The sequence below is a fragment of the Streptomyces sp. NPDC001568 genome (assembly GCF_042893755.1).
Lineage (GTDB): Bacteria > Actinomycetota > Actinomycetes > Streptomycetales > Streptomycetaceae > Streptomyces.
In genome coordinates, this window is sequence record NZ_JBIAVF010000010.1 from 313,013 (window position 1) to 339,099 (window position 26,087).

General features: G+C 73.4%; 20 protein-coding genes. 12 read left to right on the forward strand and 8 right to left on the reverse strand.

The window, feature by feature from the left end; all coding sequences use genetic code 11:
- Positions 1-103: 103 nt before the first annotated feature.
- The 3 genes from ACFY0I_RS20550 to ACFY0I_RS20560 form a co-directional block, all read right to left on the reverse strand.
- Positions 104-1,843 carry an LCP family protein gene (locus tag ACFY0I_RS20550; protein ID WP_388897548.1) on the reverse strand — a complete coding sequence of 580 codons (1,740 nt, stop codon included), beginning with the start codon at positions 1,841-1,843 and terminating at the stop codon, positions 104-106.
- A gap of 223 nt (positions 1,844-2,066) precedes the next feature.
- The gene (locus ACFY0I_RS20555; protein ID WP_388897551.1) at positions 2,067-3,308 is read right to left on the reverse strand and encodes an LCP family protein; all 1,242 of its coding nucleotides are present in this window, start codon (positions 3,306-3,308) and stop codon (positions 2,067-2,069) included.
- A gap of 247 nt (positions 3,309-3,555) precedes the next feature.
- Positions 3,556-4,299: a TIGR03089 family protein gene (locus ACFY0I_RS20560; protein ID WP_388897655.1), complete on the reverse strand. Its 744-nt coding sequence runs from the start codon at positions 4,297-4,299 to the stop codon at positions 3,556-3,558.
- A gap of 139 nt (positions 4,300-4,438) precedes the next feature.
- Between ACFY0I_RS20560 and ACFY0I_RS20565 the strand changes: the two genes are divergently transcribed.
- Together ACFY0I_RS20565 and ACFY0I_RS20570 are read left to right on the forward strand one after the other, a co-directional pair.
- A complete protein-coding gene (locus ACFY0I_RS20565) occupies positions 4,439-5,878 on the forward strand; it encodes a peptidoglycan recognition protein (RefSeq protein WP_388897553.1) in 1,440 nt (479 codons plus the stop codon).
- Between the two features lie 274 nt (positions 5,879-6,152).
- Positions 6,153-7,151: a DNA-3-methyladenine glycosylase family protein gene (locus tag ACFY0I_RS20570; protein ID WP_388897555.1), complete on the forward strand. Its 999-nt coding sequence runs from the start codon at positions 6,153-6,155 to the stop codon at positions 7,149-7,151.
- Here ACFY0I_RS20570 and ACFY0I_RS20575 read toward each other — a convergent pair.
- The 3 genes from ACFY0I_RS20575 to ACFY0I_RS20585 are packed head-to-tail and all read right to left on the reverse strand — an operon-like array spanning position 7,148 to position 9,970.
- Complete coding sequence (locus ACFY0I_RS20575; RefSeq protein ID WP_388897558.1) at positions 7,148-8,443, reverse strand: coenzyme F420-0:L-glutamate ligase; 1,296 nt, start codon at positions 8,441-8,443, stop codon at positions 7,148-7,150. The two genes, ACFY0I_RS20570 and ACFY0I_RS20575, sit on opposite strands and share 4 nt — an antisense overlap.
- Positions 8,440-9,399 carry a 2-phospho-L-lactate transferase gene (gene cofD / locus ACFY0I_RS20580; RefSeq protein WP_388897560.1) on the reverse strand — a complete coding sequence of 320 codons (960 nt, stop codon included), beginning with the start codon at positions 9,397-9,399 and terminating at the stop codon, positions 8,440-8,442. Before cofD ends, ACFY0I_RS20575 begins: the two co-directional genes overlap by 4 nt.
- A gap of 13 nt (positions 9,400-9,412) precedes the next feature.
- Positions 9,413-9,970, reverse strand: coding sequence for a cysteine dioxygenase (locus ACFY0I_RS20585; protein ID WP_388897563.1), 558 nt, complete (start codon positions 9,968-9,970; stop codon positions 9,413-9,415).
- Positions 9,971-10,611: 641 nt separating this feature from the next.
- Between ACFY0I_RS20585 and ACFY0I_RS20590 the strand changes: the two genes are divergently transcribed.
- The 3 genes from ACFY0I_RS20590 (at position 10,612) to ACFY0I_RS20600 (ending at position 16,136) form a co-directional block, all read left to right on the forward strand.
- Positions 10,612-10,875: a WhiB family transcriptional regulator gene (locus tag ACFY0I_RS20590; protein WP_003983763.1), complete on the forward strand. Its 264-nt coding sequence runs from the start codon at positions 10,612-10,614 to the stop codon at positions 10,873-10,875.
- Between the two features lie 216 nt (positions 10,876-11,091).
- The gene (locus ACFY0I_RS20595) at positions 11,092-14,655 is read left to right on the forward strand and encodes a glycosyltransferase family 2 protein (protein WP_388897566.1); all 3,564 of its coding nucleotides are present in this window, start codon (positions 11,092-11,094) and stop codon (positions 14,653-14,655) included.
- Positions 14,652-16,136 (forward strand): DUF5719 family protein, encoded by a 1,485-nt coding sequence (locus tag ACFY0I_RS20600; RefSeq protein WP_388897568.1) that lies wholly within the window; start codon positions 14,652-14,654, stop codon positions 16,134-16,136. The genes ACFY0I_RS20595 and ACFY0I_RS20600 overlap by 4 nt, the downstream gene beginning before the upstream one ends.
- A 117-nt stretch (positions 16,137-16,253) precedes the next feature.
- Here the strand turns inward: ACFY0I_RS20600 and ACFY0I_RS20605 are convergent, their stop codons facing one another.
- On the reverse strand, positions 16,254-16,730 hold the full coding sequence (locus tag ACFY0I_RS20605) for a metallopeptidase family protein (protein WP_384003993.1): 477 nt from the start codon (positions 16,728-16,730) through the stop codon (positions 16,254-16,256).
- Between the two features lie 172 nt (positions 16,731-16,902).
- Between ACFY0I_RS20605 and ACFY0I_RS20610 the strand changes: the two genes are divergently transcribed.
- From ACFY0I_RS20610 to ACFY0I_RS20635, 6 genes are all read left to right on the forward strand, one after another.
- The gene (locus ACFY0I_RS20610; RefSeq protein WP_388897658.1) at positions 16,903-17,322 is read left to right on the forward strand and encodes a DUF3499 domain-containing protein; all 420 of its coding nucleotides are present in this window, start codon (positions 16,903-16,905) and stop codon (positions 17,320-17,322) included.
- 78 nt (positions 17,323-17,400) lie between these two features.
- Positions 17,401-18,771 (forward strand): phosphomannomutase/phosphoglucomutase, encoded by a 1,371-nt coding sequence (locus ACFY0I_RS20615; protein WP_388897571.1) that lies wholly within the window; start codon positions 17,401-17,403, stop codon positions 18,769-18,771.
- A gap of 240 nt (positions 18,772-19,011) precedes the next feature.
- Entirely contained in the window at positions 19,012-19,197 is a 186-nt protein-coding gene (locus ACFY0I_RS20620; protein WP_362883080.1) for a Trm112 family protein, read from the forward strand.
- Between the two features lie 97 nt (positions 19,198-19,294).
- Entirely contained in the window at positions 19,295-20,428 is a 1,134-nt protein-coding gene (locus tag ACFY0I_RS20625) for an SIS domain-containing protein (protein ID WP_388897574.1), read from the forward strand.
- A 46-nt stretch (positions 20,429-20,474) separates the two neighbouring features.
- Positions 20,475-21,632: a mannose-6-phosphate isomerase, class I gene (manA, locus tag ACFY0I_RS20630; RefSeq protein WP_388897578.1), complete on the forward strand. Its 1,158-nt coding sequence runs from the start codon at positions 20,475-20,477 to the stop codon at positions 21,630-21,632.
- A gap of 74 nt (positions 21,633-21,706) precedes the next feature.
- Positions 21,707-22,642, forward strand: coding sequence for a cation diffusion facilitator family transporter (locus ACFY0I_RS20635; protein WP_388897581.1), 936 nt, complete (start codon positions 21,707-21,709; stop codon positions 22,640-22,642).
- A 99-nt stretch (positions 22,643-22,741) separates the two neighbouring features.
- On the opposite strand, the gene ACFY0I_RS20640 is transcribed toward ACFY0I_RS20635, so the two are convergent.
- Complete coding sequence (locus ACFY0I_RS20640; protein ID WP_388897584.1) at positions 22,742-24,817, reverse strand: fructose-specific PTS transporter subunit EIIC; 2,076 nt, start codon at positions 24,815-24,817, stop codon at positions 22,742-22,744.
- 353 nt (positions 24,818-25,170) lie between these two features.
- On the opposite strand from ACFY0I_RS20640, the gene ACFY0I_RS20645 reads away from it, so the two are divergent.
- On the forward strand, positions 25,171-26,087 hold a 917-nt coding region (locus ACFY0I_RS20645), incomplete at its 3' end, for an adenosylhomocysteinase (RefSeq protein ID WP_388897587.1).

Below are 26,087 nucleotides of genomic sequence, written 5' to 3' on the forward strand. Positions count from 1 at the left end.
CTCGGCGGTCTTCCTGTGCGCGCCGCCGGTAAGCGGCGTTCATCGGTCCGCGCCCGCGTGCCGTCCGGGCCCGGCGTCGTCGCCGGACCGGTCGGTCGGCCGGTCACCGGGCGCAGACCGCCTTGTCCGCCTCCAGGCGCTGGAGTCCCTCCGGTGCCTGCTGCGGAGTCGCCGAGGCCGGGTTCAGCGGAGCCCCCGGTTCCTTGAAGTCGGCGCCCAGCGTCAGCTTCATCGGCGCCTTCGGCGCGGCGTCGGTCGTACCGATCTTCAGGGCGGCCGCGGACAGCCCCATCATGTCCGCCAGTGCCCGGGCCTGGTCCGCCTGGTTGGGGGCGTACTCCAGCTGGGTGCTGCCGAGCTTGACCGCGGCGTTGCCGTGGTTGCTCGCCCGGTAGACGCCCTTGCTCTGCTGGAGCCAGGTCAAGGTGGTGGAGGCGGAGCCCGAGGGCCCGCCGCCGTTGTAGACCTCCACGCGGACGTCCCCGGCGGGTGCGCGGTTGCCCTGGAGCAGCGCGTCCTGCTTGCTCTTCGCCTCGCTGTCGGCCGCCTCCTTGGCGGCCTCCTTCTGCTTCTCCACCTCGGTCAGGGACACGTCCCCGCGGATCATCTCCAGCAGGGGATCGGCCTGGGCGGAGTTGACCACGACCGTCAGGTTCTGGTTCGGGGGATCGTTGGGGTTGTCGAGCACCGGCAGCGTCGTGAACGTGACGTTCTTGAGGTCGATGTCCTTCAACTCACCGGCCAGGTCGGTGAGCTTGCCGATGGATCCGAGGCCCTGGTCCACGGTCAGCGACTTGGTGGCGGCCTCGGCCAGCGAGAAGAACTTCTTCGGACTGGTCAGCGTTTCCTTGGACTTCATCTCGCGCATCATCGAACCCAGGAACTGCTGCTGGGTCTTGATCCGGTCGAGGTCGCTCTTGAGGCCGAACGCGTGCCGGGTCCGTACGAAGGCCAGCGCCTGCTCGCCCTCCAGCCGGTGCTCGCCGGCCTTCAGATCGAGCTTGGAGGCCTGGTCCTTGACGTCCTTCTCCACGCACACCGGAACGCCGCCGACCGCCGTGCTCAGGCTCTTCACGGCGTTGAAGTCGACCATCATGAAGTTGTCGACCGGGACGCCGGTGAGCTCTTCGACCGTCCGCATCGTGCAGCCCGGGTCACGCCCCTCCTGGCCCAGGCTGTTGTTGAAGCGGGTCGCCTTGGTGGCGGGGATGTCCTTGACCGCCCCGTCCACCTTCGTCGGGCAGACCGGGATGTCGGTGATCAGGTCGCGCGGGATGGACAGCGCGGTGGCGTTCGAGCGGTCCTTCGAGACGTGGAACAGGATCGTGGTGTCGGCGTGGCCGACGCTGTTCGCGTCGCCGTACCCCTGGTTGCCCGCACCACTGCGCTTGTCGGTGCCGATGACCAGGATGTTGATCGGCTGGTCCTTCTTGAAGCTGCCCGCCTTGCGACCCGTGTCGATGACGTTGAGGTTGCTGTTCAGGTGCTCGAAGTACAGGTACGCGCCCACCGAGCCGCCGACCAGCAGGAACGCCACGGTCCCGCCGGTGATCGCCAGCCGCTTGCGGCGCCGCTCCGAGGCGCCGCCGGCCTTGCGCGAGCGTCCGCCGCGCCGTCCGCCGGGCGGTCCGTCGCCCCGACGGGGCTTCGGGACGGCCGGGGACGGAGCCGTGGGCGTGGCCGGGGCGGGGGCTCTGCGGCGGGATCTGCGCGGTGGCGCGACGGTGGGCTGCTGCGCAGCGGAATGGTCCAGTTGCAGTTCGTAGTTGCCAGTGCGGGGATTGAGGACCCACTGGTCTGCGGGGTCGATCTCGTCCGCCCGCCCACGGCTTTGCGCATCCACGGTTGCTCGAATCCTCCGTCGGTGCTTCGCGACGCGCCTCCCCCCAGGCGCGCGGTCAACGATCCGGCTGCTGGTGCACGGCCTCTTGGCCGGCCGGTGCACCGGATCGCTCACCTTATCCGGCCAGGTCGGCAGCAAACCATGCCGGGGACAAAATCCACTCCCCTTATAACGGGCCAAAACCCCCAAGCGGCGCGGTCGGGTCCCGGCTTTTTGGATTGCTTTACCGGCAATCGGCCTGACCTGCGGTCGTTCCCGTGAAAGTGGGGACGGGGCCGGGGGTGGCGCCGGTTGCGATGTTCCCGTCCGCGTCGGCCGAATTTTCGTCCTCCGCGCGCGCGTCCGCACGTTCCCGCAGGTCCTGCGTGTCATCCGACTCCGCATCCGACTCGGGGTCGGGCGGGGTGACCGTCAGCGGGCGGTCCTCGCGCAGTTGCTGGAACAGCCGGTCCGCGTCCGGCTCGACCAGTTCGTCCCGATTGGGGTTGCTCGGGTACGGACGGCGGGGCACTGTCAGGAACTTGACCTGCTCGGTCGGTATGTCCCTTACGCTCCGCACGAGTTCGTACAGGCCGCGCAGCGAGGCCAGCCCCGGGTCGGTGGTCACCGAGGACGTCGCCGCGTCCAGCACCGGATACAGCCGCGTCGGATTCAGCAGGACCCCGTTGCCCTGCACCTTCTTCACGAGCGAGCCGAGGAACTGCTGCTGGCGCTGCATCCGTTGGGTGTCGCTGCCGTTGCCCAGGCTCTGCCGGGCCCGGACGAAGCCGAGGGCCTGCTCGCCCCGGAGCAGATGGCGCCCCGCCGCGAGCCGCAGCCGCGCCTCCGTGTCGTCCACCGGCTCCTTGAGGCACACCTCCACCCCGCCGACCGCGTCGACCATCCGCTTGAACCCGCCGAAGTCCACCACCATGTGGTGATCGATCCGGATCCCGGTGAGCTTCTCCACCGTACGGATCGTGCAGGCGGCCCCGCCCCACTCGAAGGCCCAGTTGAACTGGACGAACCGCTCGCCGGTGCGGGTGCCGTCGGGCTTGAGGCAGCTCGGGACGTTTGTCATCAGGTCCCGCGGTATCGACACCGCCGTCGCGCTCTTCCGGTCCTCGGGCAGGTGCAGCAGGATCGTGGTGTCCGAGCGCTGGGTGCCGCGGTCCTGGCCGTACCCGGTGTTCCCCTTGCCGGCGCGCGAGTCCGAGCCGATCAGCAGGATGTTCTGCGCGCCCGTCGTGAGGTGGGCCGGACGCTCCCGCTCGTAGCGCTCCAGCTCGGCGGCGGCCGAGGCGTCCGCCGTGATGTTCCCGTCGAGCTTCGCGTACAGCCACCACCCCACAGCGGCCCCCGTGAGCACCAGCAGGGCCGCGCCGAGGGCGATCCAGCGCAGCATCCGGCGCCTGCGGCCGGTCAGGGGCTTCCAGGAGCCCCCGGCCGGCCCGGCGCCGTCAGGTATGCCCGCGCGGTCCGTCACTCGCGTTCCGTCCCCTCGGCCGCCGTGGAACAACGGGCCGTGCGGGTGAGCACGACCTGGAGCCGAGTCTCCCCCGGGGTGACGGGACCGGCCCGGGGGCGGGGTGCCGTCAAGGGCCATGTGGGTGACAAATAGTCCGAAGTCGGGCAGGTGGGGCCGGGGGAGGAGGCGCACGGACGGACGGGCGCGGGGTCCGTCGGCCGTCGGCCCGTAGACCCGTCGCCCCGTAGACCCGTCGCCCCGTCGGTCAGGCCGTGTGCGTGACCCGCTCGCTCTCCACCCGCTGTGCCAGCCCGGCCTCCGACAGGGCGTCCAGGTTCCGGCACAGCACCACGGACCCGCCGGTGGCCAGCGCCCCGAAGAGGCCCGCCGACAACCCCTCCCAGGTGTCGTAGCCCAGTCCCGACAGCACCCGGGAGCCGTCCCCGCGGCCGGCCGCGTCCGCGCGGGCCCGCGCGACGAGCTCCGCGTACGAGAACTCCTCGCCGCCGACCACCAGGCCCGGCCCGTCCGCGTCGACGGGGGCGAACGGCGCGAACCGGTCGCCCTGCCCCGGCACCTCCACGGCGTAGTCCGCGAACCCGGCGGGCGGCTGCGGGAAGCGTCCGCCCAGCGGGCGCAGCGCGAGGGCGACCCGCTCGCCCTTGCACGCGCGGGCCGCGTCCAGCGTGTCCGGACCGCTCACCACGAGGTCCGCCCGGGCCGGATCGCCGCCGACCTCGGCGACCACCCCGACCGACGCGCAGGCGAGCAGCCACACGGCGCTCTGCCAGTGCGCGGGGAGCAGCAGCGCGAGCCGGTCGCCCGGCTCGGCGGCCAGGTCGCCCTGGAGCAGGTTCGCGGTCTTGGCCACCCAATTGGCGAAGGTGGCGACGGACAATTCCACGCGCTCGCCCGTGGCGTCGTCGTAGAAGGTGACGAGCGGGCGGCCCGGATCCGCGGCCAGAGCGGATCGCAGCAGGTCGGCAGGGGTGCGGTCAGTGGCGTTCACGCGCCCCAGCGTACGCGGGCCCTTCCCCCGTACGGAGGCCAACGGCTCGGCCGTCCAGGGGAGGAGCCGGGCGGCGCCGGCGGACGGATCGTCAGTTCTGCGATGGCGGTTCGTGGTGAGCGAGTTCAGCATCGCTTCCATGCGTGGATTCCTTGCTTCCTCGATCGGCGTCGCGACGGCTGCCGCACTGGTCCTGCCGCTCGCCCTCACCACTCCGGCCCTGGCCGCCCAGTCCGGCACGGTCGCCCCCGAGACCCCGGCCGGGTCCACCCAGTCGCTGCCGCTCGTCCCCCTGGGACCCTCGGCCGGCCGGATCCCCGGGGTCCCCGGCATGAGTGCCTCCCCCGGACTGCCCGAGGGGCGGGGCCTGCCCGAAACCCAGGGCCTCGAGGCACCCGAGGTCAAGACGTTCTCCCTGGTCGGCGTCGTCTGGGACGACGTCGCCACCCAGCTCCACGGCCTCGTCCAGGTCCGTACCCGCTCCGTGGAGACGGCCGCCTGGTCCGACTGGCAGGACGTGGAGACCCACAACAGCGAACACGCCGCCGATCCCGACGCGACGGAACGCGGCTCCGGCCGGGTGCGGGGCAGTACCGCGCCCCTGTGGGTCGGACCGTCCGACGGGGTGGAGGTACGGGTCCAGGCCGAGTCCGGGGCCGGGGCGGAGGGCGGTGGCCCGGGCACGCGGGCGGCGTCCCGCCGGTTGCCGTCCGGCATGCGCATCGAACTCGTCGACCCGGGGGCGGACCGGCCGCCCACCGTCATCGACGGCAAGAACGGCATGCCCGCCGAGGACGACAAGGGTCAGGTGGGCGCCCTGCCCGGGATGACCATGGAGATGACGGAATCCTCCTCCGCCAACCTCCCGCACGCCCCGCTCGGAGCCAACGAGATCGTCGCCCTCGACAAGGCCGACTCCACCGCCGACGCGATCCTCGCGGGGGAGGGGACGGCCCAGAAGGCCGCGCCCTACATCGGGCCGCGCCCGCGCATCGTCACCCGCCAGGGCTGGGGCGCCGACGAGAGCCTGCGCGAGAAGGGCTTCGTCTACACGAACACCGTCAAGGCCGCCTTCGTCCACCACAGCGCCTCCGGCAACAACTACGCCTGCAAGGACGCCCCGGCGGTGCTGCGCAGCCTGTACCGCTACCACGTGGTCAGCAGCGGGTGGCGGGACATCGGCTACAACTTCGCCGTCGACAAGTGCGGGACCGTCTACGAGGGGCGGGCGGGCGGCGTCGCCAAGGCCGTCCTCGGCGCGCACACCATGGGCTTCAACACGGACAGCATGGGCATCGCGGTGATCGGCTCCTACTCGACGACGGCCCCGCCGGCCGCCGCCGTCAACGCGGTCGCGCAGCTCACGGCGTGGAAGCTCGGGCTGTTCGGGGTGGACCCGCGGGCCAAGGCCACGCTGAAGTCGGGTGGCGGCAACCTGTACAAAAAGGGCAGCAACGTCAAGCTGAACGTCATCTCGGGCCACCGCGACGGCTTCGCGACGGAGTGCCCCGGCCGCCTGCTGTACGGCCAACTGCCCCCGGCCCGCACGTCATCGGCGAAACTCCAGGGCCGCCCCTGACCTGGCCGGTCGGGGGGTGGGTCCGGTCCGGTCCGGGCCACGCCGGGCCGGGTAGTGGCGGCACCGCGCGCCAACACATCAGGTTCCGGTCCCGGCCAACACCCCACCCCGTCCCTGTCCCCGTCCCCGACCCCGACCTGCGCGTCCCACCCCCTCCAGCCTCGCCGGCGTTCGAGGCGCGGGGTCCGGGGCGGAGCCCCCGGGGGTCCGGGAGGGGGCGGCCCCGGACGGCAGGGGCCCAGGCCGCACCCCGGCCAGGGGATACGCTCGGGGGGTGGCCTCACCCCGGGAACCCCTGACGCGGAGCGGCGTGCGCGGCGGCCGTACCGTCGTCCCGCCGGGCCCCGGCAACGGCACGCCGGCCCGAGCCGGCTCCAGGCCCCGGACCTGGGTACCCGGAGCACCGCTGGACCTCGGGCTCACGCTCGGCCCGCTGCGCCGCGGCCCCGCCGACCCCACCTTCCGCACCACCCCCGACGGCTCCGTCTGGCGGGCGACCCGCACTCCCGACGGCGCGGCCACCCTCCGGGTGGCCCTCCGCGGGGAGGCGGTGGACGCCGAGGCGTGGGGTCCGGGGGCCGACTGGGTCCTCGCGCACCTGCCCGAACTGCTCGGCGCCGGCGACGACCCGACCGCGTTCGTCCCCCGCCACCGGCTCCTGCACACCAGCCACCGCCGCCGCCCCGGGCTCCGCCTGACCCGTACCGGGCTGGTCCTGGAGTCGCTGGTGCCGACCGTGCTGGAGCAGAAGGTCACCGCCGACGAGGCGTACCGCGCCTGGCGCCGGCTCGTGCGCCAACACGGGGAGCCCGCCCCCGGACCGGTCGACATGTACGTGATGCCCGACGCCCGCACCTGGGCGCTGATCCCCTCCTGGGACTGGCACCGCGCCGGGGTCGACTCCAAGCGTTCCGCGACCATCGTGCGGGCCGCCCGGGTGGCCGCCCGGCTGGAGGAGGCCGCCGCGATGGAGCTGCCGGAGGCGATGCGCAGGCTGGAGGCCGTCGCCGGCATCGGCCCCTGGACCTCCGCCGAGACGCTCCAGCGCAGCAACGGCGCCCCCGACGCGGTGACCACGGGTGACCTGCACCTGCCGGGCATCGTCGGCTACGCCCTGACGGGCGACCGGGACGCCGACGACGCCGTCATGTTGGAGCTGCTCGCCCCGTACGCGGGCCAGCGCCACCGCGCGGCCCGGCTGATCCTGCTGGCGGGCCGCACTCCGCCCCGCCGGACCCCGCGCATGCCGCGCGGGGACATCGGCCTGCTCTAGCGGACCTCGACGTACTCCTCCACCGGCCGGGCCGGCCGGTCGCGGGGCGGTTCGGCGGCGTGGCCCACGGCCACCGCGCCCATCGGGTCCCAGTGCTCGGGCAGGCCGAGCACCTTGCGCACGACGTCGCGGCAGAACATCGTCGAGGACACCCACGCCGAGCCCAGCCGTTCGCCGGCCAGCGCGACGAGGAAGTTCTGCACGCCGGCGCCCATGGCGACGACGAACATCTCCCGCTCGGCCGCGTCCCGCCGGGCGTGCCCGTAGTCGTGCGCCCCGTCGGTGACCATGCAGGGGACGACGAGGTACGGCGCGGCCCGCAGGACGTCGCCGCGCCGGATCCGGCGCGCGATGGACTCCTCCGACCTGCCGTCCCCCCGCAGGTCCTCGATCCAGGCGTCGCGCATCGCGTCGAGGAGTTCCAGGCGGGCGCCCGGCGATTCCAGCAGGACGAACCGCCAGGGCGTCGTGTGGTGCGGGGCCGGGGCGGTGACGGCGGCGGCCACGGCCCGTCGCACCGCGCCGGGGTCCACGGGCTCGTCGGTGAAGGCCCGTACGGTGCGCCGCTGCGTGACGGCCTCCCGTACGGCTTCGGAGGTGCCGAGCCGGAACATGTCGTCGGCGGGGGCGCGGACGAGGTCCCGGGCGGTGGGGCCGTCGTCCAGCACGTGGCCCAGGCCGCGGACGACGGCCACGGGGAGCCCGGCGGCCTTGCCCTTGACGAGGTCTCCGGCGGCGGCGAGCTCGTCGGCGGTGGCCACGACGGTCGCGCCGAGCGGATTGCCGTGGGCGTCGTGACCGCCGCGCAGGTCGTCCAGGACCCGTACGCCGGCCGCGCCGATGGCGACGTCGGTCAGTCCGGTGCGCCAGGGTCGCCCGAAGGTGTCGGTGACGATGACGCCGACGTCGACGGACAGGGCCGCGCGCAGCCCCGCGCGGATCGCGGCGGCGGAGGCGTCCGGGTCCTCGGGCAGCAGCAGGACGGTCCCGGGGGCGGTGTTGGAGGCGTCGACCCCGGCGGCGGCCATGACCAGGCCCTGTCGGTTCTCGACGACGCGCAGCGGGCCCCGGCGGGCGACGACCCGCACGGTCTCGGCGTCGATGGCCTCCTCCCGGGAGGCGGCCCGGGTGATGCGGCCCTCGGCCTTGGAGACGATCTTCGAGGTGACGAGCAGGACGTCACCGTCGCGCAGGTCGGGGGCCGCGGCGGCGATCAGCGCCGCCAGGTCGTCGCCGGGTCGGATCTCGGGGATCCCGGGGACGGCCCGTACCTCGTACGAGGGAACCGTCACCGGGAGGACTCCGCCAGGTCGAGGGCGGCCCGTGCCATGGCGGCGGTCGCTGCGAGGTCGGTCATCATCAGCGGCACGGCGCGGCAGGTGATGCCGGCGGCCTCGACCTCGGCGACGGTGTCCGCGTCGGCGGTGTCGACGAGCCAGCCGTCGAGCAGCCCGGTGCCGTAGTGCAGGGCGACGGCGGCGGCGGTGGACTCGACGCCGACGGCGGCGAGCACCTTGTCGGCCATGCCGCGCACGGGGGCGCCCCCGACGATGGGGGAGAGGCCGATGACGGGGGCGTCGGCGGCGGCCACGGCCTCGCGGATGCCGGGTACGGCGAGGATGGTGCCGACGGAGACGACCGGGTTGGACGGCGGGAAGAGGATGACGTCGGCGGCAGCGATGGCCTCCAGGACGCCGGGCGCCGGCTTGGCCTGTTCGGCGCCGACGGGCACGACGGCCTCGGCGTCGAGCGAGGCGCGCAGCCGGACCCAGTACTCCTGGAAGTGGATGACGCGGCGTTCGCCGGTCTCCGCGTCGGTGACGGCCACGTGGGTCTCGACGCGGTCGTCGGACATGGGCAGCAGCCGGACGCCGGGCTGCCAGCGGTCGCAGAGGGCTTCGGTGACGGCGCTGAGCGGGTAGCCCGCGCCGAGCATCTGCGTACGGACGATGTGGGTGGCGAAGTCGCGGTCGCCGAGGCCGAACCAGGCGGGTCCGACGCCGTAGGCGGCGAGTTCCTCCTTGACGGTGAAGGACTCGTCGGTGCGGCCCCAACCCTGGTCCTCGTTGATGCCACCGCCGAGGGTGTACATCACCGTGTCCAGATCGGGGCACACCTTCAGCCCGAACAGGTGAATGTCGTCACCGGTGTTGCCGATGACCGTGATGTCCGCGTCGGGGACCGTGACCTTGAGTCCGCGGAGGAAACGGGCGCCGCCGATGCCGCCGGCCAGTACAACAATGCGCATGCAGCGCAGTCTGTCAGGCGGTGGCGTGCGCCTGGTGGGCCGGGGAGCAGCTGTGCATCGGCATCTCGGTCAGGCCGGGGAAGTAGACGTGCAGGCTGACCGCTCCTTCGAGGCTGTCGTTGACGACCTCGTGGGCGTAGCCGGGGGCGAAGACGCGCTGGGAGCCGGGGCCGAGGGTGAGCGAACCGCGCGCGCTGTGCTCGGTGAGTTCGCCGTCCAGGACGGTCAGGACGCCCGAGGAGCCGCCGTGGCCGTGGAGGCCGCTGCCCTGGCCGGGGACCCAGCTGAGCAGCCAGACCTCGTAGCCGGGGCCGGTGCGCAGACGGTGGTACCAGCGGGTGGTGGCGTCGTACTGGACCAAGTGCTCCCAGCCGGCGCGGTCGGCGGCGACGGACCGGGCGAGGCCGACGAACTCGGCGATGGTGCTCGGGTGCTCGCGGGCGGGCTGGAGGAGGTGCTGGACGGCGAGGATGTCGCCGGCGATCTGCAGGTCGCTCTCGACGACGGCCGGGGCGGTGGGGGCGGCGGCGGTGGGGGCGAGGGCGGTGGTGGGTGCGGCTGCGCTGTTCATCGTGGGGGTTCCTCGACGGATGTCAGTCGTGCGGGGCGGTTGCTGTGGGGGAGCCGGTGCTCTACGGGAGCCGGAGCTCCTGGGGCATCAACAGCTGCAACAGCAACAGCGAACCTGGGCAGCGCGCAGGAACCCACGAATGGGGGTCCGGGTGGCGGCTGCGGGCGCTGACATGAAGACAAGGAGAACGGGGGAAGGGTCGGACTGTCAACCCAATGTCCGTTTTACGAGAAAAGTTTCACCTCATCCGGTTACCGTGCGCGGAGAAAGGTTTGTGCAGTCCGCACCAGGGGATGTGCCGCTCAAGTACCGCCGAAACCGCCCTCAAACCCACCGCCTCGACTCGTGACCGGAATGTGATCCGCGCCGCATGTTCGGCCGAATCGCAACCCCTCCTTCGGAGTGGGACGTCGATCAAGGGGAAAGAGCGCATCGTCGCGGCACCCGTGGCTTGTGTCACGATTTTTGGCGATATGAACACTTTCTGCATAGGCTTGGTTCCGCAGAGTGAATAAGGGGCCCAATAGCAGATCCCGGCTTGACTGCGTAGGAGCCACACACTTGTAATTTCACTCGTGTCGTTACGTAGCGATCAGTGACGACGTCACCACGGGGACGCACAGACAGAGCGAGGGGCGCACATGACCGAGCTGTTTCAGGAACTGCTGGTCGAGGAGGCGGACGAGGAGCTCGGATGGCAGGAGCGCGCTCTGTGCGCCCAGACCGACCCCGAGTCCTTCTTTCCCGAGAAGGGCGGCTCCACCCGCGAGGCCAAGAAGGTCTGCCTCGCCTGCGAAGTCCGCTCCGAATGTCTTGAGTACGCCCTCGCCAATGACGAGCGGTTCGGCATCTGGGGCGGCCTCTCCGAGCGCGAGCGCCGCAGGCTGAAAAAGGCAGCGGTCTGAACCCCCCGGAGCACCGCCGACCGGGCACCCGCAGCGCCGGCCACTGCATATCGAACGGCACCACCCGCAGGACCCCGGTAGAGCAAACGGTCCGCCTCCCGCACCTTCCCCGCAGGAGGCGGACCGTCGTCTTTCCAGCCGTTAGTGTGGGGCGCTGTCCAGCAGCCTCCGAGGGCACACCACCCCCGGATCCCCGGCCGGAGGGCCTGTACCGCGATGTCCCTGCACAGCAACTCGCCGGCCTCCCACCGGAGCCCCGCCACCCCCGAGTTCCCCCGGCACGTCGTCACCGCGGTCCTCGTCGCCCATGACGGAGCCCGCTGGCTGCCCCGGACCCTCGCCGGACTCCTCGCCCAGGAACGCCCCGCGCAGAACCACGTCGCCGCCGACACCGGAAGCGCCGACGAATCCGCGCGCCTGCTCACCGAGGCCCTCGGCCGCGACCGCGTCCTGCACCTCGCCCGCCGCACCGGGTTCGGCGCCGCCGTCGACGAAGCCGCCCGCACCGCCGGAGTCCTGACGCCCGAGGACCTCCCCTACCTCAAGCGCCCCAGCGGCTGGGACCCCGTCAGCCGCACCTGGCGCGACGACGCCTACGACCTCCCCGAACACCCCCACGGCGAACCCGTCCAGTGGCTCTGGCTGCTCCACGACGACAGCGCCCCCGAGCCCGACGCCCTCGCCGAACTCCTGCGCGTCGCCGACGACAACCCCGACGCCGCCGTCATCGGCCCCAAGCTGCGCGGCTGGTACGACAGCAGGCAACTCCTCGAAGCGGGCGTCACCATCGCCCGCGGCGGACGCCGCTGGACCGGCCTCGACCGCCGCGAACAGGACCAGGGCCAGCACGACCAGGTCCGCTCCGTCCTCTCCGTCTCCACCGCCGGCATGCTCGTACGCCGCGACGCCTACGACGCCCTCGGCGGCTTCGACCGCAGGCTGCCCCTCATGCGCGACGACGTCGACCTCTGCTGGCGCGCCCACAGCGCCGGGCACGACGTCCTCGTCGCCCCCGAAGCCGTCCTGCGCCATGCCGAAGCAGCCGCCCGCGAACGCCGCACCGTCGACTGCGCCGGCCGCTCCGCCGTCGGCGCCCACCGCGTCGACAAGGCCGGCGCCGTCTACACCGTGCTGGCCAACGCCTCCGGCCGCGCCCTGCCCTACGTCCTGCTCCGCCTCCTCGTCGGCACCCTCCTGCGCACCCTCGGCTACCTCGTGGGCAAGGCCCCCGGCCAGGCCGTCGACGAGATCACCGGCCTGCTCACCACCCTGCTCCGGCCCGGCCGCGTCCTCGCCGCCCGCAAGGCCCGCCGCAAGCCCACCGTCCCCGCCGCCGAACTGCGCCCCCTGTTCCCGCCCCCCGGCGCCACCCTGCGCGCCAACGCCGAACAGTTCCTCGGGCACCTCGGCTCCGACCGCGACACCGACCGGCCCGCCGCCGGCCGCCACGGCGGCGCCCCGGAGTCCGCGCCCGGCTCCGAGGCCGCCGACCACCTGGAGCACGCCCCCGCCGGCCGGCTCCGGCGGATCGCCCGCAACCCGGCCCCCGTCCTCTTCGCCCTGCTCCTGCTGGTCTCCCTCGTCGCCTGCCGCGCGCTGATCGGCGGCGGCTCCCTCAGCGGCGGCGCCCTGCTCCCCGCCCCCGGCAGCGGCCTGGACCTGTGGCGCGGCTACACCGGCGACTGGCAGCCCGCCGGCGTCGGCACCACCGCCGTCGCCCCGCCCTACCTCGCCGTCCTCGGCGCCCTCTCCGTCCTGCTGTTCGACTCCACCCGGGCCGCGCTGACCCTGCTGCTCGTCTGCTCGGTGCCGCTCGCCGGACTCACCGCCTACTTCGCGTCCCGGCCGCTCGTCACGTCCCGCCTGCTGCGCGCCTGGGCCGCCGTCGCCTACGCCTTCCTCCCCGCCGTCACCGGCGCCCTCGCCGGCGGCCGCCTCGGCACCGCCGTCCTCGCCGTGCTCCTCCCCCTGATCGCCCGCTCCGCCGTCGCCGCCGCGGGCTTCGCGGACGGCGCCGGTCCGCAGGGCGGACGGCGCGCGCTGTGGACCTACACCCTGCTGCTGACCCTGGCCACCGCGTTCACCCCCGTCGTGTGGCCGCTCGCCGCCGTCCTCGGGACGGCCGCACTGCTCGTACGCCGCGTCCGGCGCACCACGTACGCCCTGCGGCTCCTCGTCACCCTCGCCGTACCGCTCCTCGTCCTCGCCCCCTGGTCCCTGGGCCTCCTCACCCACCCCGGCCGCTTCCTCGACGAAGCCGGACTGCCCTGGACGGGCGGCCCCGCAGACCCCCTCGACCTGCTCGGCGCCGGCCCCGGCGGCCCCGGTGCCGGCAGCGCCCCGCTGTTCGCCGGCGCCGTCCTGGCCGCCCTCGCCGCCCTGCTCCGCGCCGACCGGCGGTTCGCCGTACGCACCGCCTGGACCGTCGCCCTCGCCGGACTGCTGCTCGCCGTCGTCCTCAACCGCGGCGGCTGGGCCGGCCCCGGCACCCTCCTCTACGGACTCGGCCTCCTGGCCGCCGCCGCCATCGGCGCCGACGGCGCCCGCGAACGGGTCGCCGCGCGCAGCTTCGGTTGGCGCCAACCGCTCGCCGTGCTCGTCGCGCTCGCCGCCGCGGCCGGACCGCTGTGCGCCGCCGCCCTGTGGGGCGCGGCCGGGGCCGACGGACCGCTCCGGCGCCGCGACGCCGTCCAGGTCCCCGCCGTCGTCGCGGAGCAGTCCGCCGACAGCAACCGCACCCGCACCCTGGTCCTCGGCGGTGACTCGCCCGCCACCGTCTCCTACACCCTGGTCCGGGGTTCCGGCGCACGCCTGGGCGACGCCGAACTCCTCGCCGCCGCCGGCAGCGAGCCCCGCCTCGCCAAGGCCGTCGCCGGCCTGGTCTCCGGATCCGGCGCCAACCACTCCGAGCAACTCGGCGCCTTCGCCGTCCGCTACGTGATGATCCCGCCCGGCGGCCCCGAACGGATGCGCCGCGTCCTCGACGGCACGCCCGGCCTCAAGCAGCGCCACCAGGAGAACGGCACCGCCCTCTGGGAGGTCCAGCGGCTGCCCGCCCGCGTCTCGGTGCTCGACGGCAAGGAGGGCCGGGCCCCGATCGCCGTGGACGCCGGCCCCGTCGAGGCCCACGCCAAGATCCCGGACGGCGAGGAGGGCCGCACCCTGCGCATCGCGGACCGGGCCGACCCGGGCTGGCGGGCCACCCTGGACGGGAAGCCGCTGACCCCCACGACCCTCGACGGCTGGGCCCAGGGCTTCGAACTGCCCCGCGAGGGCGGCCGCCTCGACCTCGTCCACGAGGACTCGCTCACCCGCGACGCCTGGCACTGGGCACAGGGCCTGCTCGCCCTCGTCCTGCTCGTCATGGCCCTCCCGGGCCGCGCCGCCCGCCTCGACGACGACCTCCCCGACGAGGACACCGCCCCCACGGCCGGCGCCGGACCGGGCGAGCCAGGCGAGGGCCGCCGCGCCCGCCGGCTGCGCGCCGGCGCCGCGCCGGAGCCGGCGCCGGCCGAAGCGGTCGCCGACCCGTACGCGCAGATCCCGGCGCAGCAGGTGTACGGGGAGGAGGCGTACGCCTACGACGCCCCTTACCCGTACGAGGGGCAGCCCGAGCGGCAACAGCCGTACCAGGAGTACGCCGAGCCGTACCCCCACCCCCAGCAGCAGCCCCCGTTCCCGCAGCAACAGCAACAGCAGCCCCACCCGTACGAGTACGACCAGCGGTACGACGCCTACGGACAGCACGACCCGCGTCCGGACGGGAGCCCCCAGCAGTGAAGCAGCGCGCCCTCCTGACGCCGGCGGCGGTGACGTTGGCGCTGGCCGCCGTCACCGGACTGGCCTTCCTGACCGCCCCCGCCTCCGCCCCGGCCGTCGCGGCCCGGCAGGAGGCCGCCTCCCGCATGCCGGTGGAGCGGTCCCTGCTGGTGTGCCCCGCGCCCAGCTCCTCCGACATCGCCGAGACCACGTACACCTCCCTGACCCCCGGCAAGGGCGACGGCCACGGCGCGGCCCGGCTGCTGACCAAGGACGGCAAGCCCGTCCTGGAGCCGAAGGAGCCCGGCAAGCCCGTCGGAGCGGGCGCCTCCGGCGCCGAGGCCCCCGCGCTGACGGGAGTCGCCGAGGGGGTCCTGGCGCCCGGCTGGACGGCTCAGCAGACCACCAAGGTCTCCGTCGGCCAGGCCCGCGGCCTGCTCGGCCTCTCCTGCACCGCGCCCGGCACCGACTTCTGGTTCCCCGGAGTCAGCACCGCCAAGGGCCGCCAGGACTACGTCCACCTCACCAACCCGGACGACACCGTCGCCGAGGTCGACATCAAGCTGTACGGCCCCGAAGGGCTGGTCAAGGGCAAGCCGGGGACCGCCGACACCGTCATCGCCGTCGAGCCCCGCTCCACCGTGAAGGTCCTGCTGTCCTCCCTCGCGCAGGAGGCCCATCTGCCCGCGGTCACCGCGCACGTGACGACCAGTTCGGGCCGGGTCGGAGCCTCCGCGCAGATCGCCGAGGACGGAGTCGGCGCCGACTGGCTGCCCGCCTCGGTCGGCCCCTCCGGCAGCCTCGTGCTGCCCGGCATCCCCGCGGACGCCACCTCGGTCCGCCTCGTCGCCTTCGCCCCGGGCCAGGAGGACGCCGACCTCTCCGTGAAACTGGCCGGGCCGACCGGGCCGATCAGCCCCGCGGGCAACGAGCAGCTGCACCTCAAGGCCGGCATGACGGCGAGCGTCGACCTCGGCGACGTCACCCGCGGCGAGGCCGGCTCGCTCCTGCTGGCCCCGACCGACCCGAAGAAGGCCGTACCGGTCGTCGCGGCCCTGCGCGTGGTGCGCGGCGCCGGCGCCAAGCAGGAACTCGGCTTCATCGCCGCGAGCGGCCCCGTCGGCGCGCGGGCGACCGTCGCGGACAACAGGCCCGACGGCAACGAGAAGACGACCGCACCGGCCCTCACCGCCGTCGGCGCCGACGCGAAGGTCCGGATGACGGCCTCCCCGGGCACCGAGGGCGGCACGGCGGAGGTCCGGGAGTTCACCGTCAAGGCGGGCACCACCCTCGCCGTGACCCCACCGCCCGCCCCGGCGGGCGGCAAGGGCTCCTACGCCCTGACCCTCGAGACCCTCTCCGGGGGCCCCGTCCACGCCGCCCGCACCCTGACCCTGCCCCACGACGGGATCCCGATGTTCACGGTGCAGACCTTCTCCGACGACCAGTCCACCGTCTCCGTCCCGAAGGCCGTCGAGGACCCGTCGATCCTGGTCCGCTGAGGGCCGATCGGGCCCGCCGGGTCCGCCGGGTTCGCCGGGTTCGACGGACGTCCGCCGGGTTCGCCGGGTCCGACGGACGTCCGCCGGCCGTGCGCCGGTGCGTCGCCCGGTGCGGGCTCAGTCCTGCCCGTACCGGGGGTCCACCGTCTCCGGCGAGAGCCCCAGCAGCTCCGCCACCTGCTCCACCACGATCTCGTGCACCAGCAGCGCCCGCTCGTCCCGCGTCTTGGCCCGGATCTCCACGGGCCGCCGGAACACCACGATCCGCGCCGGCCGGCCGTCGCGGGCCTCGATCAGCCCGCCCAGCGGTACCGCCTCGTCGTTCCAGCCGCTCTCCGGACCGCCCGGCGGGCCGGGCACGTCCGCGACGACGAACTCCACCTCGTCCAGCTGCGGCCAGCGCCGCTCCAGCCGCTCCACCGAATCCCGTACGTGGTCACCGAACAGTTCCGCCCGACTCGCCGCCAGCGGCACCTGGGGCGGCGCCAACGGCCCGCGCATCCCCCGTCCGTGCCGGTCGCGGCGCCGCGGACCCGGCGCGTGCGGGGTCTCGGCGGAAGGGGTCGGGCGGGGAGGAAGGGCGCTGTCCGTCACCCCCGCAGCGTAGCCCTCACCCGGTCGTCCGGCAGGGCTTCGATCCGGCCGCGACGGGGTGTCGCGCCGCCCTCGGGACCCCGACGGTACGGCCGGGATCGGGACCCGCAGCGAACCCGAAGCCCCTTGATTCCGGGGCCCGGTGAGCACGACACGGCCCCCCGGCCGGGGGGTGAGTCGTCGCGGCCCGGTCAAGAGTGCGGTACCGTCCAACGTCGTGAGCCTTGTACGTCGCTGTTCGCGCACCGCGTGCGGCCGCCCTGCCGTCGCCACACTGACGTACGTCTACGCCGACTCGACCGCAGTTCTCGGTCCGCTCGCCACCTACGCCGAACCCCACTGCTATGACCTGTGCGCCGAGCACTCGGAGCGCCTGACCGCCCCGCGCGGCTGGGACGTCGTACGCCTTTCGGACGGTTCCGGCCCCTCCCGCCCCAGCGGGGACGACCTCGAAGCGTTGGCCAACGCGGTCCGGGAGGCGGCCCGTCCGCCGGAGCGCGCGGCCGGGGCCGGCGGCGCCGGATCCGGCCCGCAGAGCACCGGGGAGACCCGTCGCGGACACCTGCGCGTCCTGCGTTCGCCCGACTCCTGACCAACGGATCGTCCGATGAGCGGTTCTGCCCACAAGGTAGGTTTGCCCCACCGAACAGAACCTTCAGGAGGGCAGGCAGTGGCCGCAGATCTTTCGAACATCGTCAAGGCATACGACGTACGTGGCGTCGTACCGGACGAGTGGGACGAGCCCCTGGCCGAGCTGTTCGGTGCCGCATTCGTCGAGGTCACCGGAGCGACGGCGATCGTCATCGGCCATGACATGCGCCCCTCCTCCCCCGGTCTGTCCGCCGCCTTCGCCCGCGGCGCCGCCGCCCGCGGCGTCGACGTCACCCTCATCGGGCTGTGCTCCACGGACCAGCTGTACTACGCCTCCGGGAAGCTGAACCTGCCCGGCGCGATGTTCACGGCCTCCCACAACCCGGCGCAGTACAACGGCATCAAGCTCTGCCGCGCCGGCGCCGCGCCCGTGGGCCAGGACACCGGCCTCGCCACCATCCGCGAGCTCGCCGAGAAGTGGACCGACGAGGGCGCCCCCGCGATCCCCGCCGGCACCGTCCCGGGCACCATCACCGAGCAGGACACCCTCGTCGGCTACGCCGAGCACCTCAAGGGCCTGGTCGACCTCACCACCATCCGCCCGCTCAAGGTCGTCGTCGACGCGGGCAACGGCATGGGCGGCCACACCGTCCCCACCGTCTTCGAGGGCCTCCCGCTGGACCTCGTCCCCATGTACTTCGAGTTGGACGGGACCTTCCCGAACCACGAGGCCAACCCCCTCGACCCGAAGAACATCGTCGACCTCCAGGCCCGCGTCCTCGCGGAGGGCGCCGACCTCGGCCTCGCCTTCGACGGCGACGCCGACCGCTGCTTCGTCGTCGACGAGCGCGGCGCGGGCGTCTCCCCGTCCGCGATCACCGCCCTGGTCGCGGCCCGCGAGCTGGCCCGCAACGGCGGCGAGGGCACGATCATCCACAACCTGATCACCTCGTGGTCCGTGCCGGAGGTCGTGCGCGAGCAGGGCGGCACCCCCGTCCGCACGCGCGTCGGCCACTCCTTCATCAAGGCCGAGATGGCCGCCTCCGGCGCCATCTTCGGCGGCGAGCACTCCGCGCACTACTACTTCAAGGACTTCTGGAACGCGGACACCGGCATGCTCGCCGCGCTCCACGTCCTGGCGGCCCTCGGCGGCCAGGAGGGCACCCTCTCCGCGCTCGTCGCCGAGTACGACCGCTACGTCGGCTCCGGCGAGATCAACTCGACCGTCGCCGACCAGGCCGCCCGCACCGCCGAGGTCAAGGCCGCCTACGCCGACCGCGAGGGCGTCACCTTCGACGAGCTGGACGGCCTCACCGTCTCCGCCGCCGACTGGTGGTTCAACCTGCGCCCCTCGAACACCGAGCCGCTGCTGCGCCTCAACGTCGAGGCCCGCGACGAGGCCACCCTGGAGAAGATCCGCGACGAGGTCCTCGCGCTCGTCCGCGCCTGACCGCACGGCCGTCGCGCACGGCCGTCCGCGCCCGACCGCACGGCCCCCGGCCCCCGGCTCCTTCCCAGGACGGGCCCGGGGGCCGCGCCGGACCCGTGCCGACCGTCGCGGGCCGCCGCGCGGCGCAGCCGACGCCGCGGGTCCGGTACGGCCGCACCGGACCACCCCTCAGGGCCGCGCCGCGGGTCACTCGGCGGTACGCTGACCTCGCCCGATCCGCACCCCGAAGGGAACCGCCCCATGCCGCTCGAAGCCGGCCTCCTGGAGATCCTCGCCTGCCCCGCCTGCCACTCGCCCCTCGAGGACAAGTCGGCCGACGAGAGCGCACCCGAGCTGATCTGCACCGGCCAGGACTGCGGCCTCGCGTACCCGGTCCGCGACGGCATCCCGGTGCTCCTCGTCGACGAGGCCCGCCGCCCCGCCTGACCCCGAGCCGGATCCCGCTCCCGCACCCCCCGCGCAGACCGCAGACGCTGAGACCGGTTCCACCACCCCGGATCCGTCAACACCGCCGGAGGCCGCCATGCTCGACGAGCCACTCCTCGACGCACCGGACGATCTCGCCCGTGCCGACCGCCGCGGCCTGCTGCGCGGCGCAGCCGACGCCGGCGCCAGAGTCCGAACCGCCGCACGGCACGCGGCCGAGGCCGGCCTCGCCGACCTGCGCCCCGACGGGCGCCCCCGCGCGGTGCTCATCGCGGGTCCCGGCACCGCCGCCACCGGCGTCGCCGACCTCCTCGGCGCCCTCGCCGGAGCCTCCGCGCCCGTCATCCGGCTCCACCCGACCGGCGTCGCGCACGCCGCCGGGGCCCTGCGCTGGGCGCTCCCCGGCTGGGCCGGTCCCGTGGACCTGCTGCTGATCGTCACCACCGACGGCACCGAGCCCGGCCTCGCCGTCCTCGCCGAGCAGGCCTACCGGCGCGGCAGCAGCGTCGTCGCCGTCGCCCCCGAACGCTCCCCGCTCAGCGAGGCCGTGGACGGCGCGCACGGGGTCCTCGTACCGATGGCCAAGGCCCCGTACCAGGAGTACGACGAGTCCGCCGCGGCCGGACCCGGCGCCCTGTGGGCGCTGCTGACCCCGCTGCTCGTCCTGCTGGACAAGCTCGGCCTGGTCGCCGCCGCCCCCGACGTCCTCCAGCGCGTGGCCGACCGGCTCGACCGCACCGCCGAGCGCTGCGGGCCCGCCATCGTCACCTACTCCAACCCGGCCAAGACCCTCGCGACCGAACTCGCCGACTCCCTCCCGCTCATCTGGAGCGAGGGAGGCGCCGCGGGCCCCGCCGGCCGCCGCTTCGCCGCCACCCTCGCCGAGCTGGCCGGTCGGCCCGCCATCGCCGCCGAACTCCCGGAGGCGCTGCCCGCCCACGGAGTCCTGCTCGCCGGGTCCTTCGCCGCGGGCGCCGACCCCGACGACTTCTTCCGTGACCGCGTCGACGAGCCCCAGGCCCTGCGCGCCCGCATCGTCCTGCTGCGCGACCGGCCCGCCGGCGGACTCACCGCCGCACCGGCCGCCCGCGAGCTCGCCCTCAGCCACGACACGGCCATCAGCGAGCTCGAACCGGAGGAGGGCGGGGAGCTGGAACAGCTCGCCGAGCTCCTCGCCGTCACGGACTTCGCCACCGCCTACCTGGCGCTGACGACCCGGGGCCACGGCTGAGGCACGAACCCGTGCCCGCTCACACCTCAGACCCAGGAAGACGACGATGGACCGCCTGACGAACACGATCCGCCCCTACGCCTGGGGATCCACCACCGCCATCCCGACCCTCCTGGGGGTCGAGCCCACCGGTGAACCGCAGGCGGAAATGTGGATGGGCGCCCACCCCGGCGCCCCGTCCCGCCTGGAGCGCGACGCGGTCGGCACCACCCTCGCGGACGTCATCGCGGCAGACCCCGAAGGCGAGCTCGGCGCCGCCACCGTCGCCAAGTTCGGCCCCCGCCTGCCCTTCCTGCTCAAGATCCTGGCCGCGGGCGCCCCGCTCTCCCTCCAGGTCCACCCCGACCTGACCCAGGCCAAGGAGGGCTGGGCGGACGAGGAGCGCCGCGGCGTCCCCGTCGACGCGGGCCACCGCAACTACAAGGACGCCAACCACAAGCCCGAACTGATCTGCGCGCTCACCCCCTTCGACGGCCTGTGCGGCTTCCGCCCGCCGCTGGAGGCCGCCGCGCTGCTCGAAGGCCTCGGCGTCGACTCCCTCAAGCCGTACGCCGACCTGCTGCGCGCCCACCCGCAGGAGGCGGCGCTGCGCGAGGTCCTCACCGCCGTACTGACCGCCGACCGCGCCGAGATGACCCGTACCGTCACCGAGGCCGCGGCCGCCGCCGAGCGGCTCGGCGGCCCCTACGCCCCGTACGCGGGACTCGTCCACGACTACCCCGGCGACCCGGGCGTCATCGCGGCGATGCTGCTCAACCACGTACGGCTCCAGCCCGGCGAGGCCATGTTCCTGGGCGCGGGCATCCCGCACGCCTACATCGACGGCCTCGGCGTCGAGCTGATGGCCAACTCGGACAACGTGCTGCGCTGCGGGCTGACGCCCAAGCACGTGGACGTCCCCGAACTGCTCAAGGTCGTCGTCTTCGAGCCGAGCGCCCCGGGCATCATGCGCCCCGAGGCCGACGGCGAGGAGGTGTACGAGACCCCCGTCGACGAGTTCCGGCTCTCCCGGTTCCTGCTGGCCCCCGGCGGAGCCCCGCAGGCCCTCCCCGACGCCACCCCGCAGATCCTGCTCTGCACGGCCGGTGCCCCCGGGGTCGGTGAACTGACTCTCGCACCGGGGGAGTCGGTCTTCGTCCCGGCGGGCGAAAAGGTCGAACTGTCAGGATCGGGCACGGTTTTCCGCGCCACCGTGGTGATCTGACGCAGCCCACGAGGACGATCGCCTGACACAATGTGCCGCCGTAGTCAGTGGCTAGGAAGGGACATCCAGCACCCATGAGCGCGTCGGGCGGTACCAGGGCGATCGTGGCGGCACTCGCCGCCAACCTCGCCATCGCCGTAGCCAAATTCGTGGCATTCCTCTTCAGCGGCTCCTCGTCGATGCTCGCGGAGAGCGTCCACTCGCTGGCCGACTCCGGCAACCAGGGACTGCTGCTCCTCGGTGGCAAGAAGGCCAAGCGCGAGGCGACCCCGCAACACCCCTTCGGGTACGGGCGCGAGCGCTACATCTACGCGTTCCTCGTCTCCATCGTGCTCTTCACCGTCGGTGGCATGTTCGCCATCTACGAGGGCATCGAGAAGATCAACCACCCGCACGCGATCGAGGCCTGGTACTGGCCCGTCGGCGTCCTCGTCTTCGCGATCATCGCGGAGTCCTTCTCCTTCCGCACCGCGATCAAGGAGTCGAACGAGATCCGCGGCCGGCAGACCTGGAGCCAGTTCATCAAGCGGGCCAAGGCCCCCGAGCTTCCCGTCGTCCTGCTGGAGGACCTCGGCGCGCTCGTCGGCCTGGTGCTGGCACTCGGCGGCGTCGGCATCGCCCTCGCCACCGGCAACGGCGTCTGGGACGGCATCGGCACCCTGTGCATCGGCATCCTGCTGATCGTCATCGCCATCGTGCTGGCCGCCGAGACCAAGTCGCTGCTGCTCGGTGAGGCCGCCGGCATCGACGAGGTCGAGAAGATCAAGGCGGCCATCGTCGACGGCGACGTCGTCACCCGCATCATCCACATGCGCACCCTGCACCTCGGCCCCGAGGAACTGCTGGTCGCCGCGAAGATCGCCGTCGAGCACGACGACACCGCGACGGAGGTGGCCAGGGCCATCAACGCGGCCGAGGCCCGCATCCGCGAGGCCGTGCCGATCGCCCGCGTGATCTACCTGGAGCCGGACATCTTCGACCCGGCTGCCGCGGTCCCCGAAGGCAAGTGACCCGGAGCGCGCCGCACACGTACGAGGGCCCCCGCAGCCGACCGGCTGCGGGGGCCCTCGTACGTCCGGATCCCCACCCGCGCCACGACGCCGCGGCTGCTAGCGGATCTCGCGCAGCACTTCCAGGACGGCAGGCCCGTCCGGCGCGCTCTGCAGCCGGTCCCGGAACGCGGAGTCCATCAACTTGCGCGACAGCAGCGCCAGGATCCGCAGGTGCTCGTCACCGGCGGCGGCCTCCGGCACCGAGATCATGAAGACCAGCCGGGCCTTCGTCCCGTCCAGGGCGCCCCACTCGATGCCCTCCGCGGACCGGGCGAAGCCGACCGTGGGCCGCGCCACCGCGTCCGTCTTGGCGTGCGGGATCGCGATGGACTCGCCGAGCCCCGTCGTCCCCTGCGCCTCCCGCGCCAGGGCGACCCGTACGAGTTCCTCCACGTCGCGGACGTTGCCGGTGGTGGCCAGCATCTCGGCCATCTCCCGGATCGCGGCCTCCTTGGAGTCGGCGACCAGCTCCGTCCTGACCGTCCGCTCCGTCAGGTAACCGGACAGCACCTCCTGCGGCTCCACCTCGACCGGGGCGGGCGCGGTCTTCGTCAGCACGGCCGTCCCTCCGGCCGCGACGGCGCCCACGGGGGCGGCGCCCGTTCCCGTTCCCGTTACCGGGGCGACTACCGGCCCCGCGCCGGCACCGGCCGGTACGGGCAGCGCGGTGGCGGGCGGCGCGGTGCCCGCGGCGCGGCGTTCCTTGATCCCGATCAGCGCGTTGGTCGTCAGCGCGGTCACCACGGTGCCCGCCACGATCGCGACGAGGAACCAGCCCACGCCGCCGATCGCGCCCAGCGCGGCCACGATCGGCCCGCCGTGCGGTACGTGGTCACCGACACCCGCGACACCCGCGATGGCACCCGCCACCGCGCCGCCGAGCATGTTCGCCGGGATGACGATGGCCGGCCGGGCCGCCGCGAACGGGATCGCGCCCTCCGAGATGCCGAACACGCCCATGAAGAGCGCGGCCATGCCCGTGTCGCGTTCCTGCTCGGAGTACAGCTTGCGGCGCAGCACCGTCGCCAGACCCTGGCCGAGCGGCATGACCGGGATGGCCGCCGCGCACATGCCCATCACCGCGTAGTTGCCGGAGGCGATGAGCCCCGTACCGAAGAGGAAGGCCGTCTTGTTGACCGGGCCGCCCATGTCGAAGGCGATCATCAGGCCGAGCAGGGCGCCGAGCAGGATCGCGCTGGTGCCGGTCATGCCGGACAGCCAACTCGTCAGGCTCTCGAACACCCAGGAGATCGGCTTGCCGACGACGTAGATGAAGAACAGGCCCAGCGCCGTCGTCGCGACGATCGGGATCACGATGATCGGCATGATCGGCTGGACGACCTTCGGGACCTTGACCTTCTTGATCCACAGGACCAGATAGCCGGCCAGGAAACCCGTCACGATCGCGCCGATGAAGCCCGCGCCCGACTTGGAGTCGTAGAGGGCGCCGGTGTTCGCGATGAACCCGCCGATCATGCCGGGCACCAGCGCGGGCCGGTCGCCGATGGCGTACGCGATGTAGCCGGACAGGATCGGGATCATCAGGGTGAAGCCGAGGGCGCCGATCTGGAAGACGTGGTCCCAGAAGGTGCCCGGCGTGACCGCGTACCCCTCGGCCGTGGCGTGACCGCCCAGCGCCAGGGCGATCGCGATCAGCAGCCCGCCGACCACCACGAACGGGATCATGTACGAGACGCCGTTCATCAGCGCCTTGTAGGCGAGGCTGCGCTCCTTGCCGCCGCCCCCGCTGCCCGCCGCCGCGGCCGAACCCTCCTGGACCGGCGCGTCCTGCACCCGCTCGATCAGTTCCTTCGGCTTGTGGATGCCGTCCGCGACGCCCGTCGACAGCACGCGCTTACCGGCGAAGCGCTCGCGGTCGACCTCCTTGTCGGCGGCGATGATGACCCCGTCGGCCTCCCTGACATCGTTGTCAGAGAGCACGTTCTCGGCCCCGATCGAGCCCTGCGTCTCCACCTTGATGTCCACACCCAGCTCGGCGGCGGCCTGCTGGAGCTTCTCGGCGGCCATGTACGTGTGCGCGATGCCCGTGGGGCACGCCGTGACGGCGACGAGCTTCGGGCGCCCGCGCCCGCTTGCTCCCGCGTCACCGGAACGGCCGGCTGGACTGGTCACTGGAATCTCCTTCACGCCGTGGGCCAACGAGATCGCGCTTGCGCCCCGATCCCTTGGCATCCTCTCCCACATAAGGGGCCGATCAAAAGTCCGAAAGGCCCCGAACCGTTCCGCCGGAGGTCCCCGAAACAGCGGCGACTTGTTTCCCGGCCGACTGGGGCACGCTCCGCCGATCGGTGTAGATTCGTCATCAGTGTCAGGCGTCGCTGCTGATGGCGGTCGGGCGGTCCCCGTGACCGGCCGAGGGGAGAGAGGGCCCCCGACGGACTGTGCTCGGTGCCCCGCCCTGCCCAGGCAAGGACGGCGCGCGGCTCAGCCGTACCCACCCTCTCGAACCATGAGGAGCAGCACCCATGGACTTCAAGGTCGCAGACCTTTCCCTTGCCGCCTTCGGCCGCAAGGAGATCACCCTGGCCGAGCACGAGATGCCGGGTCTGATGTCGATCCGTCGCGAGTACGCCGAGGCGCAGCCGCTGGCCGGCGCGCGCGTCACGGGCTCCCTGCACATGACCGTGCAGACGGCCGTGCTCATCGAGACCCTCGTCGCCCTCGGCGCCGACGTCCGTTGGGCCTCCTGCAACATCTTCTCCACCCAGGACCACGCGGCCGCGGCCATCGCGGTCGGCCCGAACGGCACCCCGGAGGACCCGCAGGGCGTCCCCGTCTTCGCCTGGAAGGGCGAGACGCTGGAGGAGTACTGGTGGTGCACGGAGCAGGCGCTGACCTGGCCGAACACCCCCACCGGCGGCCCGAACATGATCCTCGACGACGGTGGTGACGCGACCCTCCTCGTCCACAAGGGCGTCGAGTTCGAGAAGGCCGGCGCCGTCCCGGACCCGTCCACGGCCGACTCCGAGGAGTACGCCCACATCCTCGCGGTGCTGACCCGCACCCTCGGCGAGACCCCGCAGAAGTGGACGCAGCTCGCGTCCGAGGTCCGCGGCGTCACCGAGGAGACCACCACCGGTGTCCACCGCCTGTACGAGATGATGTCCGAGGGCACGCTGCTGTTCCCGGCGATCAACGTGAACGACGCCGTCACCAAGTCGAAGTTCGACAACAAGTACGGCTGCCGCCACTCCCTGATCGACGGCATCAACCGCGCCACCGACGTCCTGATCGGCGGCAAGGTCGCCGTGGTCTTCGGCTACGGCGACGTCGGCAAGGGCTGTGCCGAGTCCCTGCGCGGCCAGGGCGCCCGCGTGATCATCACCGAGATCGACCCGATCTGCGCGCTGCAGGCCGCGATGGACGGCTACCAGGTCGCCAC

What these genes read in the sequence shown, in the direction of transcription:
- cofD (WP_388897560.1), bottom strand. Translation starts at nt 9,399, where the DNA reads ATGCGCATTGTTGTACTGGCCGGCGGCATCGGCGGCGCCCGTTTCCTC.
- ACFY0I_RS20565 (WP_388897553.1), top strand. Translation starts at nt 4,439, where the DNA reads ATGCGTGGATTCCTTGCTTCCTCGATCGGCGTCGCGACGGCTGCCGCA.
- ACFY0I_RS20625 (WP_388897574.1), top strand. Translation starts at nt 19,295, where the DNA reads ATGCTCGACGAGCCACTCCTCGACGCACCGGACGATCTCGCCCGTGCC.
- ACFY0I_RS20620 (WP_362883080.1), top strand. Translation starts at nt 19,012, where the DNA reads ATGCCGCTCGAAGCCGGCCTCCTGGAGATCCTCGCCTGCCCCGCCTGC.
- manA (WP_388897578.1), top strand. Translation starts at nt 20,475, where the DNA reads ATGGACCGCCTGACGAACACGATCCGCCCCTACGCCTGGGGATCCACC.
- ACFY0I_RS20595 (WP_388897566.1), top strand. Translation starts at nt 11,092, where the DNA reads ATGTCCCTGCACAGCAACTCGCCGGCCTCCCACCGGAGCCCCGCCACC.
- ACFY0I_RS20635 (WP_388897581.1), top strand. Translation starts at nt 21,707, where the DNA reads ATGAGCGCGTCGGGCGGTACCAGGGCGATCGTGGCGGCACTCGCCGCC.
- ACFY0I_RS20585 (WP_388897563.1), bottom strand. Translation starts at nt 9,970, where the DNA reads ATGAACAGCGCAGCCGCACCCACCACCGCCCTCGCCCCCACCGCCGCC.
- ACFY0I_RS20590 (WP_003983763.1), top strand. Translation starts at nt 10,612, where the DNA reads ATGACCGAGCTGTTTCAGGAACTGCTGGTCGAGGAGGCGGACGAGGAG.